This is a genomic window from Streptomyces sp. A 4/2, from assembly GCF_940670765.1.
GTDB lineage: Bacteria > Actinomycetota > Actinomycetes > Streptomycetales > Streptomycetaceae > Streptomyces.
In genome coordinates, this window is sequence record NZ_CALNVW010000003.1 from 147,418 (window position 1) to 162,222 (window position 14,805).

The following is a 14,805-nucleotide window of genomic DNA, read 5'->3' on the forward strand; positions in this document are numbered from 1 at the left end:
GGCGGACAGGTCTAGGATCTCTCCATGACAGGTGCAGGAGGAACACGACACTGGACGCCCGGGGACCACATCCTCTGGCGCTACCGCGGCAACGCGTCCGACAGCCTGCACATCTGCCGCCCGGTGACGGTCGTTCAGGACACGGACGAGCTGCTCGCCGCCTGGGTCGCCCCGGGCACCGAGTGCATGAAGCCCGCGCTCGCGGACGGAACTCCCGTACACCGGGAGCCGCTGGCCACCCGCTACACCAGACCGCGTACCGTCGTGCGCGACCGGTGGTGGGGCATGGGCGTGCTGAAGCTGGTGCGGCCCGGTGAACCCTGGTCGGTGTGGCTGTGGTGGGAGCGGGACTGGCGCTTCAAGAGCTGGTACGTGAACCTGGAGGAGCCGCACCTGCGGTGGGACGGCGGGATCGACTCCGAGGATCATTTCCTCGACATCTCCGTGCTGCCCGACCGCAGTTGGCAGTGGCTGGACGAGGACGAGTTCGCGCAGGCCCAGCAGGTGGGTCTGATGGATGCCGGGCAGGCCCGGCGGGTGCGGGCGGCGGGCAGTGCCGCGATCGAGCTGATCGAGGCCTGGGGGTCGCCGTTCGCCGACGGCTGGGAGGAGTGGCGCCCCGACCCACGGTGGACCGTGCCCGCACTCCCGGCGGACTGGGACCGCACGCCCGCGCGCATGCCGTCGTGAGACCCTTGATGCGCCCCCGGGGGCCAAACGTAGGATCGTCGTCCGCCGGGCCGCGCCCTACAACGATCCCGTACAGCAAATGAACTGACCGAATGTCACTACAGGGGGGTGCAGCCATGACAGCGGGTATACGAACCGTCGAAGCGGTTGCATCGCACACCTGCCTCGGACGGACGGAATCCCTCGCGTGACGGAGCACACCACCTCCCACGAAGGCCGACAGCCAGCAGCTGCCAGGCCGCTCGAACACACTCGCCCGCGGCAGCAGGCTGCCGACGTGGCGGCCGCGGGGGCCATCCCCGCGCCCCTGCCACCGCCGACGGCCTCGCCCGGCCGCAGCGAGGGCGACAGACTCCGTTTCGTAGGGGCCGCCACCCGGCGCATCGCCCGTGGCATAGACCTCGACGAGATCGTGCTCGGCCTGTGCAGAGCGACCGTGCCGACGTTCTCCGACGCGATACTCGTCTTCCTCCGTGACCCGCTGCCGGTGGGTGACGAGCGGCCGGCCGTGCCGTTCGTGCTGCGGCTGCGCCGTACCGACCGGCTGCGGTTAGTGGACGAGGAAGAGGCGGAGGAGCCGCTGGAGCCGCTCGCCGCCGAGCTGTGCGAAGTGCTGCCCGGGGGCGCACTCGCCGAAGTGCTCCGGGGCGTACGCCCGGTCTTCGGGGACTCCGCCGCGGCCCGCGCCGCGCTGCCCGAGCTGCTGGGCCCCGACCGGACCGTGCCGAACGGACACCGCACGATCCTCGCCCCGCTGCGGGGCAGGCGCCGGGTGATCGGCGCCGCGGTCTTCGTACGGCGTCCGGACCGGCCCCCCTTCGAGCCCAACGACCTGCTGGTCGCCGCCCAGTTGGCGACGCACACCGCGCTGGGCATCGACAAGGCGGTGCTGTACGGGCGCGAGGCGTACATCGCCGACGAGCTCCAGCGCACGATGCTGCCGGACTCGCTGCCGCAGCCGACCGGCGTGAAGCTGGCGTCCCGCTATCTGCCCGCGGCCGAGACCGCGCGGGTCGGCGGCGACTGGTACGACGCGATCCCGCTGCCGGGCAGCAGGGTCGCGCTGGTGGTGGGCGATGTGATGGGGCACTCCATGACATCGGCCGCGATCATGGGCCAGCTCAGGACGACGGCCCAGACGCTGGCGCAGCTGGATCTGCCGCCCGCCGAGGTGCTGCACCATCTGGACGAACAGGCGCAGCGGCTCGGTTCGGACCGGATGGCGACCTGCCTGTACGCCGTGTACGACCCGGTGGCGCACCGGATCACCATCGCCAACGCGGGCCACCCGCCGCCGGTGCTGCTGCACCTGGGCGGTCGCGCGGAGGTGCTGCGGGTCCCGCCCGGCGCCCCGATCGGGGTCGGCGGGGTGGACTTCGAGGCGGTCGAGCTGGACGCGCCCGCGGGCGCCACGCTGCTGCTCTACACGGACGGCCTCGTGGAGTCCCGGCTGCGTGACGTCTGGACCGGGATCGAGCAGTTGCGGGAACGGCTGGCCGCCACCGCCGAGCTGACCGGCCCGGACCACTCGCCGCCGCTGGAGGCCCTCTGCGACGACGTCCTGGACATGCTGGGCCCCGGCGACCGTGACGACGACATCGCGCTGCTCGCGGCCCGCTTCGACGGGATCGCGCCGAGCGACGTCGCGTACTGGTCCCTCGACCCGGAGGAGCAGGCCCCGCGCCGGGCCAGGCGGCTGGTGCGCCAGGCGCTGGAGCGCTGGGGCCTGGAGGAGCTGTCCGACTCGGTGGAGCTGCTGGTCAGCGAGGTAGTGACCAATGCCGTGCGGTACGCCGAGCGGCCGGTGACCCTGCGGCTGCTGCGGACCGACGTGCTGCGCTGCGAGGTCGGCGACGACTCCCCGCAGCTGCCGCGCCAGCGCCGGGCCCGGGAGACGGACGAGGGCGGCCGGGGTCTCTTCCTGGTGAACCGGCTGGCCAGGCGGTGGGGGGCGACCCGGCTCTCCACCGGCAAGGTGGTGTGGTTCGAGATCGGTACGACGTCACGGTAGGGGCGCGCGGCTCCTCCTGACGAGTGACAGGACCCGGATACGGAACGGGCCCGTCCCCTGCTGGGGGCGGGCCCGTTCCGCTGCCCGCGCACTCACCCGGGGCCCGTTCACATGTTGCCGACCCGGCGTCGGAGGGGTTCACTGGGGCTCGCGGACGAAGCGCCCCCAACCCCCTCGAACGATGGGAAAACGCTCGTGAGCAAGGCACCCCAGAAGGCCACCTTCACCACCACGAACGCGGGAATTCCGGTGGAGAGCGACGAACACTCGCTCACCGTCAGCTCCGACGGGCCGATCCTGCTGCACGACGCGTACCTCATCGAGAAGATGGCTCAGTTCAACCGGGAGCGGGTCCCCGAGCGCGTGGTGCACGCGAAGGGTTCCGGTGCGTACGGGACCTTCGAAGTCACCAACGACGTCAGCCAGTTCACCAAGGCGGACCTCTTCCAGCCGGGCAGGCGCACCGAGATGCTGGCCCGCTTCTCGACGGTCGCCGGTGAGATGGGCTCCCCCGACACCTGGCGCGACCCCCGCGGTTTCGCCCTCAAGTTCTATACGGAGCACGGCAATTACGACATGGTCGGCAACAACACGCCGGTCTTCTTCGTACGTGACCCGATCAAGTTCCAGGACTTCATCCGCAGCCAGAAGCGCCGCCCCGACAGCGGGCTGCGCGACAACGACATGCAGTGGGACTTCTGGACGCTCTCGCCCGAGTCCGCGCACCAGGTCACCTGGCTGATGGGCGACCGGGGCATCCCCAAGACCTGGCGCAACATGAATGGCTACAGCTCGCACACCTACATGTGGGTGAACGGCGCGGGCGAGAAGTTCTGGGTCAAGTACCACTTCAAGACCGACCAGGGCATCGACTTCCTGACGCAGGCCGACGCCGACGCCATGGCCGGGGTCGACACGGACTACCACCGGCGGGACCTCTTCGAGTCGATCAAGTCGGGGAACGCCCCGTCGTGGTCGCTGAAGGTCCAGGTCATGCCGTTCGACGACGCCCCCGGCTACCGCTTCAACCCCTTCGACCTGACCAAGGTGTGGCCGCACGGCGACTACCCGTTGATCGATGTCGGGCGGATGACCCTGAACAAGAACCCCGAGGACCACTTCGTCCACATCGAGCAGGCGTCCTTCGAGCCCTCGAACATGGTCCCCGGCATCGGCCCGTCGCCGGACAAGATGCTGCTCGGCCGGATGTTCTCGTACCCGGACACGCACCGCTACCGGATCGGGCCGAACTACACGCAGCTGCCGCCCAACCGGCCGCGCTCGGCGGTCAATTCGTACGCGAAGGACGGGCCGATGCGGTACGAGCCGTCCGCCGCGTCCGCGCCGTACGCGCCCAACTCCTACGGCGGCCCCGCCGCGGACACCGCCCGCTACGGGGAGCCCGCCGGGTGGGAGTCCGCCGGCGAGATGGTCCGTGAGGCGTACACGCTGCGCCGGGACGACGACGACTGGGGTCAGCCGGGCACGATGGTGCGCCAGGTCCTCAACGACGACCAGCGCGCACGGCTCGTCGACAACGTCGTCGGCCATCTGGCCCAGGGGGTCTCCGCGCCGGTCCTCGACCGGGCGCTGCAGTACTGGCGCAACATCGACAAGGCGACGGGCGACCGGATCGCGGCGAGGGCCAAGCCGAACGGCTGAGCTGCTGCCACGCATACGGGGAAGGGCCCCGCGGCACGAAGCCGCGGGGCCCTTCCCCGTACGTCAGCGGTCGCGCTGCTGACCGTTCTGCTGGTTCTGCTGCAACTGGTTGTTCAGCGAACTCCCGGGGTCCGGCGGCGGGGGTGGGGTCCCGGGGTCCGACGGCGGCGGGGTTCCCGGGTCCGACGGCGGCGGGGTCCCGGGGTCCGACGGCGGGGGCGGGGTCTTCGACACGGGCGGCGGCGACGCGGGCGGAGTGTCCTTCGCGGGCGGGGACGGCGTGTTCGACGGCGGCGGCGGCGGGGTGTAGTCCGGCTTGACCGCCGCACCCTGGTCGGTGTCCAGGTCGAACTTGCTCGGCTTCAGATCGAGGCCGAAGGTGAACGCGGCCCAGATCTGGGCCGGGAAGCCACCACCGTTGATACGGCCCGTCGGGCTGCCCGCCGCACCGCTGATGGTGACCTGGTCACCCTGGTGGACGGTCTTGCCGTTCACCGTGTGGGTCTTGGCGGCCTCACCGAACAGACCGACCGAGGTGACCAGGTTCGGGGTGTAGCCGGTGAACCAGGCGGACTTGTTCTCGTCCGAGGTACCGGTCTTGCCCGCGACCTGCTGGTCCTTGTTCTTGACCACCTTGCCGGTGCCCTGGTCGACCACACCGGTCAGCACCGAGGTCACCGCGTCCGCCGTCTGACGGCTGATGACCTGGTCGCCGATGCCCTTCTGCATCGTGAGCGGTTCCCGGCCCGGCCGGGTCGCCGACTTCACGATCGTCGGCGTGACCTTCTTGCCGTGGTTGTCGAGGGTCGCGTACACCCCGGCCATCTCCATCGGGCTGGCGCCGTACGAACCCAGGGTCATGGCGGGGACCGCCTGCGCGGTCTTCATCCGGCTCATGCCGAGGTCGGCGCCGAGCGTCTTGATCTTGCCGAGGCCGACGTCGACACCCATCTGCGCGAACACCGAGTTGACCGAGTTGTTCATCGCGGTCTGGACGGTGATGGGGCCGTAGTTGTGGTCGTCCTCGTTGGGCGGGTCGAAGCCGACGTTGTTGCCGTTGCTGTCCACGACCTGGCGCTTGCTGTCACCGTTGTAGATGGTGTCGGCCGTGATCGGCTTGCCGTCCTGCGTCTTGGCGCCGGACTCCAGGGCCGCCGCGAGGATCAGCGGCTTGAAGGTCGAAGCGGGCTGGTAGTCGGTCCGCTTGGCGTTGCTGATCTCGTGCTTCAGGTAGTCCTGGCCGCCGTAGAGCGCTTCGATCGCGCCGGTGTGCGGGTTGACCGAGACCGCGCCCGCCTCGATGTCCGCGTCGACCGGACGCGTCTTGGGCGTGAGCTTGTCGGTCAGCTGCTCCTTGAGCGTCTTCTCCAGGGCCGCCTGCTTCTTCGGGTCGATGTTGAGGGTGACCGTCCAGCCGCCGGCGTCGATCTCCGCCTCGGAGAGGCCCTGCGCCTCCAGCTCCTGGTTGGCCGCCTTCACCAGATACCCGGTCTCACCCTTCAGACCTTCCTCGGGCTTGGGCTTCTGCGGTATCTGGAACTTCTGCTCGCCGCGCTTGGCGCTGTCGAGCCAGTTCATCTTGACCATGTTGTCGAGCGTGTAGCCCCAGCGTTCCTGGACGAGCTTCTTGCCCTCGTCGGTCGCCACCGCCCAGTCGTACTGGCTCGGCGCCTGGAGCAGCGACGCCAGGTACGCACCCTGGCTGACGTTCAGGTTCTTGGCGTCGATCCCGTAGTACGCCTGCGACGCGGCCTGGATGCCGAAGGCGCCCCGGCCGTAGTAGCTGGTGTTGATGTACCCGGCGAGGATGTCCTCCTTGGTCAACTTCCTGTCGACCTTGAGCGAGACCACCAGCTCCTTGAGCTTGCGGGTCACGGTCTGGTCGGCGCTCAGGTAGTAGTTCTTCACGTACTGCTGGGTGATCGTCGAGCCACCCTGCTTCCTGCCCTGGAGGGTGTTGTAGAGCCCTCGGGCAGTGCCCCGGAAGTCGACGCCGTGGTCCTTGTAGAAGGACATGTTCTCGGCGGCGACGAAGGTGTGCTGGACGTCGAGAGGGACCTCCGAGAGGTCGACCTTCTCGCGGTTGACCTTGCCCGTGCGGGCGAGCACCTTGCCGTTGCTGAGCTTGTAGACGTTGCTCTGCAGCTCCGCGTCGGCGTTGGCCGTCGGCATCGGCACGTACAGGTAGAGCGCGACGAAGCCGCCCATCACCAGCAGGCAGAGCACGAAGAAGCTGCCCAGGATTTTCTTCCAGGTGAAGAGCCGGCGTATGCCGCTCTTCGTGGATTTGGCCCGGCGCGCCCCGCGCTGCCGGGCCCGTCGATCGTCCGCACGGCCCATCGCTCTGTGACTCCGCCTTCTTCTCACCCAGGTCAGCTGTCGAAAGCTAACACCGCACCTGCGGACATAGGGCGCCCGATCCGGTCTTTTCCGTACGTGACAATCAGCACCCGTCTCATAGGGAACCGACGTGTATCTCCCTCGCAAGGTTGCCGCACCTCATCAATTCCTCACAAAAGTCGCCCGAATTGAGAGTCTTCGTCAGCATTTCCGGTCACTATGCACCCCCGGTATACACCGTGGGTATACGTAGTGCGTATAGTCCTCGGCATGCCATCCCAGCCTCCGTTGCTCAGCGCAACCGACCTCCACAAGGCCTACGGCCCGACCCCCGCCCTGGACGGTGCGGACTTCGCCATCGCGCCCGGCGAGATCGTCGCCGTCATGGGACCGTCCGGGTCCGGCAAGTCGACCCTGCTGCACTGCCTCGCCGGGATAGTGGAGCCCGATGCCGGGACCATCCGGTACGGGGACCTGAACCTCACGGGCATGAACGACATGGGCCGCAGCGAGCTCCGCCGCACGGACTTCGGGTTCGTCTTCCAGTTCGGTCAGCTCGTCCCCGAGCTGACCTGTGTGCAGAACGTCGCGCTGCCGCTCCGGCTGAACGGCGTCAAGCGCAAGGAGGCCGAGAGCCGGGCGCGGGAATGGCTGGAGCGGCTGGAAGTCACCGAGGTCGGGCACAAGCGGCCGGGTGAGGTCTCCGGCGGCCAGGGCCAGCGGGTCGCCATCGCGCGTTCGCTGGTGGCGGGACCGCGCGTGCTGTTCGCGGACGAGCCGACCGGCGCACTCGACTCCCTCAACGGCGAACGCGTCATGGAGCTCTTCACCGAGGCGGCCCGCTCCACGAACGCGGCCGTCGTCCTGGTCACCCACGAGGCCCGGGTCGCCGCCTACTCCGACCGCGAGGTCGTCGTACGCGACGGCAAGTCCCGCGACCGCGCCGCGCAGTTCGCCTCATGAGCCGCCGCAGCGACCTCGCCATGGGGGTCCGGTTCGCCGTGGCCGGCGGCCGGGAGTCCTGGGTGCGCACCGTGCTCACCGCGGTCGGTGTGGCGCTCGGGGTGGCCCTGCTGCTCACCGCCTCGTCCGTGCCGAACGCGATGAACAGCCGCACCGAACGCTCACACGCGCGCACCGTCACCGAGCCCCCCTTCGGGCACTCGGTCCCGCGCAGCGACAGCACCGTGCTCTACGGCCACGCCGACAGCGTGTTCCGCAAGACCACCGTCGACGGCTATCTGCTCCGGGCCGAGGGCAAGCACCCGGTCGTCCCGCCGGGGATCTCCGCACTGCCCGCCGACGGCACGATGCTCGTCTCGCCGGCGCTGAAGGACCTGCTGGGATCCGACGACGGCAAGCTGCTCCGCGAGCGCCTCCCGTACCGGATCGCCGGCACCATCGGGGACGCCGGGCTGAACGACCCGGCCGAGCTGTTCTACTACGCGGGCAGCTCCACCCTCACCCCGCACACCGGCGCCCACCGGCTCGCGCACTTCGGCGGCGGTCCGGACAGCGTCCCGCTGTCGCCGTTCCTGGTCGTGCTCTCCGTGCTCGGCTGTGTGGTCCTGCTCACGCCGGTGGCCGTGTTCATCGCGACCGCGGTCCGCTTCGGCAGCGACCGCCGGGACCAGCGCCTCGCCTCGCTGCGGCTGGTCGGCGCCGACACCCGTACGACCAGGCGGGTCGCGGCCGGTGAGGCGTTCGCCGGAGCGGTGCTCGGGGTGCTGCTCGGCTGGGTCTTCTTCCTGATCGGCCGGGAGCTGATCGGCGGCGTCCAGGTGTGGAACCTGTCCGTCTTCCCGTCCGATCTCGACCCGGTGCCGATGCTGGCCGCGCTGATCGTCGTGGCGGTACCGCTGTCGGCCATCGCCGTGACCCTCTTCGCGATGCGCGCCGTGACGGTCGAACCGCTGGGCATCGCACGGCAGACGACCACCCGCCGCCGCCGGTTCTGGTGGCGTCTGGTGATGCCCCTCGCCGGACTGGCCCTGCTGCTGAAGGCAAACCGGGTCACCAACAAGACCGAGTTCATCGATCCGTACCCCATCGCGGGCGGCGCGATCCTGATCCTCGCGGGGCTCACCGTCCTGCTGCCCTGGGTCGTCGAGGCGGTCGTCGGCCGGATGCGGGGCGGGCCCGTGCCGTTCCAGCTGGCCACCCGCAGGCTCCAGTTGAACAGCGGATCGGCGGCCCGCGCGGTCAGCGGCATCACGGTCGCCGTCGCCGGGGCGGTCGCGCTCCAGATGTACTTCGCCGGGCTGCACGACGACTTCAACAGGATCACCGGCCAGAACCCGGCCCGCGCCCAGATGCACATCAGCGCGTCGTACCCCAGCGCGGAACGGGCCCATCAGATGATCCACGCGTTCCAGCAGACCAAGGGCGTCAAGGCCGTCATCGGCGCCATCGAGGGCTACGCCGACAAGCCGGACGGCGACCCGAACGCCGCCGGGCCCTGGCCGACGACCTCCCTCACCATCGGCGACTGCGCGACCCTGCGCGAACTGGCCACCCTCCCCTCCTGCGAGGACGGCGACTCCTTCGTCGTCCACATCAAGGGGCACAAGGAGTCCAACGACTGGGTGGACAAGACCGTACGGCCGGGCGGCAAGCTCAACGTCGGCCGCGACGGCCACCCCAGGCTCTGGACGCTCCCGAAGTCCACGCCCACGGTCTTCGCCCGCGTCGACCCGATGGGCCAGACGCGCGACGGCATCTTCCTCACCCCGTCCGCGATCGATCTGTCGATGCTGCCGGACGCGGACACCACCGCCCTGGTGAAGACCGACCGTTCGGTGCCGGACGCCGCGGATCACGTACGCAACACGGCGGCCGGGATCGACCCGCTCATGCGGGTGTGGGACATCTCTGCCGTCGAGCGCGACAAGCAGTACGCGAGCATCGAGAACGCGCTGCTCGCCGCCTCCGCCGCGACCATGGTGCTGATCGCCGCCTCGATGCTCGTCTCCCAGCTGGAGCAACTGCGCGCACGCAAGCGGCTGTTGTCCGTCCTGGTGGCCTTCGGCACCCGCCGTACCACCCTCGGCTGGTCGGTGCTCTGGCAGACCGCGCTGCCCGTGGTGCTCGGCCTCGCGCTCGCCGTCGCCGGCGGTCTCGGGCTCGGCGCCGCACTGCTGCGGCTCATCGGCAAGTCCGTCACCGACTGGTGGGGCTTCGTCCCGCTGGCCGGTGCGGGAGCGGGAGTGATCCTGCTCGTCACCCTGCTCAGCCTCCCTCCGCTGTGGCGCATGATGCGCCCCGACGGCCTCCGTACCGAATAGGAAGGGCCACGCACATGTCCATCGGCCACACACTGCTCGGCATCCTCGAGTCGGGGCCGCGCCATGGCTACGACCTCAAGCGCGCCTTCGACGAGAAGTTCGGTCATGACAGACCGCTGCACTACGGGCAGGTCTACTCGACCATGTCCCGGCTGCTCAAGAACGGCCTCGTCGAGGTCGACGGGGTGGAAGCCGGCGGCGGCCCCGAGCGCAAGCGGTACGCGATCACCGACGCCGGGATCAGCGACGTCGACCAGTGGCTCGCGTCGCCCGAGAAGCCCGAGCCGTACCTCCAGTCCACGCTGTACACCAAGGTCGTCCTGGCGCTGCTCACCGGACGCAGCGCCGCCGACCTGCTGGACACCCAACGGGCCGAACACCTGCGGCTGATGCGCATCCTCACCGACCGCAAGCGCCGCGGCGACCTCGCCGACCAGCTGATCTGCGACCACGCCCTGTTCCATCTCGAAGCCGACCTGCGCTGGCTGGAACTGACCGCCGCCCGGCTCGACCAGCTCGCCACGGAGGTGTCCGCATGACTCCCGCCGGCTCCCTTCTCCACGCCGACGGCCTGCACAAGGTGTACGGGCCGACCCCCGCGCTCGACGGCGCCTCGTTCTCCATCCACGCCGGTGAAGTCGTCGCCGTCATGGGCCCGTCGGGCTCCGGCAAGTCGACGCTGCTGCACTGTCTGGCCGGCATCGTCCGCCCCGACTCGGGCACCATCACCTACAACGGGCGCGAGCTGTCCGCGATGTCGGACTCCGAGCGCAGCTCCCTGCGCCGCAGCGAGTTCGGCTTCGTCTTCCAGTTCGGGCAGCTCGTCCCCGAGCTGACCTGCACGGAGAACGTCGCGCTGCCGCTCCGGCTGAACGGTCTCAAGCGCAAGGAGGCCGAGCGTCGCGCGCTGGAGTGGATGGACCGCCTCGAAGTCGCCGACCTCGGGCACAAGCGGCCCGGCGAGGTCTCCGGCGGTCAGGGACAGCGGGTCGCCGTGGCCCGTTCGCTGGTGACCGGGCCGCGCGTGCTGTTCGCGGACGAGCCGACCGGCGCGCTCGACTCCCTCAACGGCGAACGCGTCATGGAACTCTTCACCCAGGCCGCCCGCTCGGCCAACGCGGCCGTCGTGCTCGTCACGCACGAGCCGCGGGTGGCCGCCTACTCCGATCGCGAGGTCGTCGTACGCGACGGCAGATCCCGGGACCTGGAGCACGCGGTATGAGCTGGACGCAAGACCTCACGATGGGCATGAAGTTCGCTGTCGGCGGGGGCCGTGAGGGCTGGACCCGTACGCTGCTGACAGCGGTCGGCGTGGGCCTGGGCGTGGCCCTGCTGCTGGTCACCACCGCCATCCCCGGGGCGCTCGCGGCCCGGGACGCGCGGAAGGACAACCGCAACGACTTCGGCGCCGCCATGGTCGACAAGCGCGGCAACGACACGCTGCTGCTCGGCATGTCGGACACCACGTACCGGGGCAAGGACGTCCGCGGCCGGCTGATGAAGCCCGAGGGCCCGCAGGCGCCGGTGCCCGCGGGTATCCCGGCGGCCCCGAAGGCCGGTGAGATGCTGGCGTCCCCGGCGCTCAAGGCGCTGCTCGGCTCGTCCGACGGCAAGCTGCTGCGCGAGCGGATCCCGTACCGGATCGCCGGCACCATCGGCGACGCCGGGCTGACCGGGCCGCACGAACTCGCCTACTACGCGGGCAGCGACCGTCTCGATCTGTCGGACGGCGGCACCGTACGGCGCATCAACGCGTTCTCCGACGTACCGCCCCAGCCCGCGATGGACCCGGTCCTGAGCCTGCTCGTCGTCATCATCTTCGTCGTCCTGCTGATGCCGGTGGGTGTGTTCATCGCCGCCGCCGTCCGTTTCGGCAGCGACAGCCGCGACCGCCGGCTGGCCGCTCTGCGGCTGATCGGTACGGATTCCCGGATGACCCGCCGTATCGCGGCGGGCGAATCCTTCGCGGGCTCCCTGTTCGGGCTGTTCCTCGGCGCCGTGTTCTTCCTGGTGGCCCGCAGCTTCGCCGGTGACATCGACGTCGCCGGGATCAACCTCTTCCCCGCCGACCTGAACCCGGGCATCGGCCTGGCCGTGCTGGTCGCCGCCTCGGTGCCCGCCTCGGCCGTCGGCGTCACCCTGCTCACCCTGCGCGGCGTGGTGATCGAACCGCTCGGTGTCGTCCGTACGTCGGTGCCGCGCCGCCGCCGCGTCTGGTGGCGCGTCCTGCTGCCGGTCGCCGGACTCGCCCTGCTCCTCCCGATGACGGGCACGGGCCGCACCCACGGCAATTTCAACAACGCCCAGGTCATCTCCGGGACGGTGCTGCTGCTGATCGGCGTGACGGCGCTGCTGCCCTGGCTGGTCGAAGCTGTCGTCAACCGCCTCAGCGGCGGCCCGACTTCCTGGCAACTCGCCATCCGAAGGCTCCAGTTGACGAGTGGAAACGCGGCCCGCCTGGTCAACGGCATCGCCGTCGCGGTGGCCGGAGCCATCGCCCTCCAGATGCTGTTCGCCGGGGTCGACAGCGACTACAGCAAGGAGACGGGCGCCGACCTCACCCGCGCCCAACTGGTCGTCACCAACGACGACTCGGGCACCAGGATCACCGACGCGCTGCGCAGGACGCCCGGCGTCACCAAGGCGCTGCCGGTCAGCCGGGCCTCCGTCTCGGCCACGAAGTCCGCGGGCGACATCAGCGAGGTGCTCTCCGGGGACTGCACCGCGCTGCGCGAGATCGCCACCCTCCCCAGTTGCAGGGACGGCGACACGTTCGTCACCACCGGCGGCTGGGACGCGAACCTCCCGAAGATCGCCAAGCCGGGCAGGCACCTCTTCCTCAGCTCGTCCTTCGGTGGACAGGCCAGGCATCAGGTCCCCTGGACGCTGCCCGCCGGGACCCGCTCGGTGAGCCTGCGGACCGACCCGGCCGGCAGCTCCGGCGGTGGTGGCGTGCTGATCACCCCCGGCGCGCTGCCGCCGGCCAAGGACCTCTCCATGCTGCGCACGGTCTACGTCACCGTCGACCCGGCGGCGACGGACGCCACCGAGCTGGTCCGTAACACCGTGGCCAGGTACAACCCGATGATCGAGACCGTCGCCCTGCACGAGGTCCGCGAGGACAGCCGCTTCACGGGCGTCCGCAAGGGCCTGTACATGGGCGCCGCCGCCGTGCTCCTGCTGATCGGCGCGAGCCTGCTCGTCTCGGTCCTGGAGCAGCTCCGCGACCGCCGGCGGCTGCTGGCGGCCCTCGCGGCCTTCGGTACCCGCCGCTCCACCATGAGCTGGTCGGTGCTGTGGCAGACCGCCGTCCCGGTCGCGCTCGGTCTGGTGCTGGCCGCGGCCGTGGGGCTGGGCCTGGGAACGGTCCTGCTCCGGATGGTCGGCCACACCGTCACCGTCGACTGGTCCGCGGTCACGGCCCTGACGGGCATCGGCGCGGGTGTCGTCGTCCTGGTGACGGCGATCAGCATGCCGCCGCTGTGGCGGCTGATGCGGCCCGAGGGGCTGCGTACGGAGTAGCGGGACGCGGGAGGGCCGGACGGCGGGAGGGCGGCGGCCGACGCCAGCCGCGGGAGGGCGGCGGCCTACGCCAGCCACACCGGCAACGGCCGTACGCCCTCCCGCAGCGCCCCGGCGAACGCCGTGAACTCCTCCTGGCGCGCGGCCCCCGCCCGCATCGCCAGCGCGATCCGCCGCATCGGCGCGGGCTCCGCGAAGTACGCCGTGGCCAGCTGGTCGTTGCGCCCGGTCTCCACCCGTACCGCCGTACGCGGCAGCAGCGTCACCCCGAGGCCGCCCGCCACCAGCTGGACCAGCGTGGAGAGCCCGGCCGCGGTCGTCGTCACCGGGACGCCGTCCGACCGCCCCGCCTCCCGGCAGATGTCCAACGTCTGGTCCCGCAGGCAGTGCCCCTCGTCGAGCAGCAGCAGATCCAGCTCGCGCAGCGCGTCACGCGGGACGTCCTCGCGCCCCGCGAGCCAGTGCTCACGCGGCGTGACCAGCACGAATTCCTCGTCGAACAGCGGCAGTTCGACCACGCCCGGCACCCCGAGCGGCACCGCGAGCAGCAGCAGATCGAGCCGCCCGGCGGTCAGCCCCTCGACCAGCGACGAGGTCTGCTCCTCGTGCACCTGGAGGTCGAGCTCGGGGTACGTACGGTGGACGAGCCGCAGCACGGTCGGCAGCAGATACGGCGCGACGGTCGGGATCACCCCGAGCCTGAGCACCCCGGTGAAGGGCGCCCGTACCGCGTCGGCCTCCTCCATGAGCTCCCCCACCGCGTCCAGCACCACCCGGGTACGCGCCGCCAGCCGCTCCCCGGCGGGCGACAGCAGCACCTTGCGGGTGGTCCGCTCCAGCAGCTGCACCCCCAGCGTCTCCTCCAGCGCCGACACGGCCCCCGACAGCGCGGGCTGGCTCATGCCGATGGCCGCGGCGGCATCCCTGAAGTGCAGGTACTCGGCCACGGCGGCGAAGGCACGGAGCTGCGCCAGGCTGGGTTGCTTTCCCCGGTGGCTGGGCTGTTTTCCCCTATATACGGGCGTCACTGATAGGTACCTCCGATCACGACAACCAAGTCTAGCTATCTCTGTGATCAATGGATGCTGTGTCACTCTGTAACCCGTCCGCTCACTCAAGGCCATCGTCACTCGGCAGGTCCGTTGGATGGGCACTGGTTACGCGAAGCAGCGGACCTGCCTGACGGTGAGTTCGGAGCGACTCAGAACGTCGTCATGCAGAAGATCCAGTCGAGCAACAGATAGCCGCATTGATACCTTGCGACTACGGCAACGAAGACCGACGGTGAAAGAGGTG

General features: G+C 70.3%; 10 protein-coding genes. 8 read left to right on the forward strand and 2 right to left on the reverse strand.

The genetic code is table 11. From position 1 onward, the window contains the following. Nucleotides 1-24: 24 nt before the first annotated feature. The 3 genes from NBY69_RS03640 to NBY69_RS03650 all read left to right on the forward strand — a co-directional run bounded on the left by NBY69_RS03640 (nt 25) and on the right by NBY69_RS03650 (nt 4,363). Complete coding sequence (locus NBY69_RS03640) at nt 25-690, forward strand: DUF402 domain-containing protein (RefSeq protein ID WP_250298161.1); 666 nt, start codon at nt 25-27, stop codon at nt 688-690. A gap of 187 nt (nt 691-877) precedes the next feature. Next, on the forward strand, nt 878-2,701 hold the full coding sequence (locus NBY69_RS03645) for a SpoIIE family protein phosphatase (RefSeq protein WP_250298162.1): 1,824 nt from the start codon (nt 878-880) through the stop codon (nt 2,699-2,701). Between the two features lie 195 nt (nt 2,702-2,896). Further along, on the forward strand, nt 2,897-4,363 hold the full coding sequence (locus tag NBY69_RS03650) for a catalase (RefSeq protein ID WP_250298163.1): 1,467 nt from the start codon (nt 2,897-2,899) through the stop codon (nt 4,361-4,363). A 63-nt stretch (nt 4,364-4,426) separates the two neighbouring features. On the opposite strand, the gene NBY69_RS03655 is transcribed toward NBY69_RS03650, so the two are convergent. Next, nucleotides 4,427-6,703 (reverse strand): transglycosylase domain-containing protein, encoded by a 2,277-nt coding sequence (locus tag NBY69_RS03655; RefSeq protein WP_250298165.1) that lies wholly within the window; start codon nt 6,701-6,703, stop codon nt 4,427-4,429. Nucleotides 6,704-6,973: 270 nt separating this feature from the next. Here NBY69_RS03655 and NBY69_RS03660 point away from each other — a divergent pair, with 270 nt between their 5' ends. Genes NBY69_RS03660 through NBY69_RS03680 form a run of 5 tightly spaced genes read left to right on the forward strand, consistent with a single transcriptional unit; the run spans nt 6,974 to nt 13,509 of the window. Then, nucleotides 6,974-7,666, forward strand: coding sequence for an ABC transporter ATP-binding protein (locus NBY69_RS03660; RefSeq protein ID WP_250298167.1), 693 nt, complete (start codon nt 6,974-6,976; stop codon nt 7,664-7,666). Further along, nucleotides 7,663-9,987, forward strand: a complete 2,325-nt coding sequence (locus NBY69_RS03665; protein ID WP_250298169.1) for an ABC transporter permease — start codon at nt 7,663-7,665, stop codon at nt 9,985-9,987. Before NBY69_RS03660 ends, NBY69_RS03665 begins: the two co-directional genes overlap by 4 nt. A gap of 14 nt (nt 9,988-10,001) precedes the next feature. Next, nucleotides 10,002-10,526, forward strand: coding sequence for a PadR family transcriptional regulator (locus NBY69_RS03670; protein ID WP_250298170.1), 525 nt, complete (start codon nt 10,002-10,004; stop codon nt 10,524-10,526). Beyond that, on the forward strand, nt 10,523-11,209 hold the full coding sequence (locus NBY69_RS03675; protein WP_250298172.1) for an ABC transporter ATP-binding protein: 687 nt from the start codon (nt 10,523-10,525) through the stop codon (nt 11,207-11,209). The genes NBY69_RS03670 and NBY69_RS03675 overlap by 4 nt, the downstream gene beginning before the upstream one ends. Continuing rightward, the gene (locus NBY69_RS03680; protein WP_250298173.1) at nt 11,206-13,509 is read left to right on the forward strand and encodes an FtsX-like permease family protein; all 2,304 of its coding nucleotides are present in this window, start codon (nt 11,206-11,208) and stop codon (nt 13,507-13,509) included. Before NBY69_RS03675 ends, NBY69_RS03680 begins: the two co-directional genes overlap by 4 nt. A 65-nt stretch (nt 13,510-13,574) precedes the next feature. Here NBY69_RS03680 and NBY69_RS03685 read toward each other — a convergent pair whose 3' ends face one another. Beyond that, nucleotides 13,575-14,537: a hydrogen peroxide-inducible genes activator gene (locus tag NBY69_RS03685; protein ID WP_250298174.1), complete on the reverse strand. Its 963-nt coding sequence runs from the start codon at nt 14,535-14,537 to the stop codon at nt 13,575-13,577. Nucleotides 14,538-14,805: the final 268 nt, after the last annotated feature.

Bases quoted from the DNA above. Each gene is read 5' to 3' on its own strand.
- NBY69_RS03670 (WP_250298170.1), top strand. From the start codon at position 10,002: ATGTCCATCGGCCACACACTGCTCGGCATCCTCGAGTCGGGGCCGCGC.
- NBY69_RS03665 (WP_250298169.1), top strand. From the start codon at position 7,663: ATGAGCCGCCGCAGCGACCTCGCCATGGGGGTCCGGTTCGCCGTGGCC.
- NBY69_RS03675 (WP_250298172.1), top strand. From the start codon at position 10,523: ATGACTCCCGCCGGCTCCCTTCTCCACGCCGACGGCCTGCACAAGGTG.
- NBY69_RS03640 (WP_250298161.1), top strand. From the start codon at position 25: ATGACAGGTGCAGGAGGAACACGACACTGGACGCCCGGGGACCACATC.
- NBY69_RS03660 (WP_250298167.1), top strand. From the start codon at position 6,974: ATGCCATCCCAGCCTCCGTTGCTCAGCGCAACCGACCTCCACAAGGCC.
- NBY69_RS03655 (WP_250298165.1), bottom strand. From the start codon at position 6,703: ATGGGCCGTGCGGACGATCGACGGGCCCGGCAGCGCGGGGCGCGCCGG.
- NBY69_RS03680 (WP_250298173.1), top strand. From the start codon at position 11,206: ATGAGCTGGACGCAAGACCTCACGATGGGCATGAAGTTCGCTGTCGGC.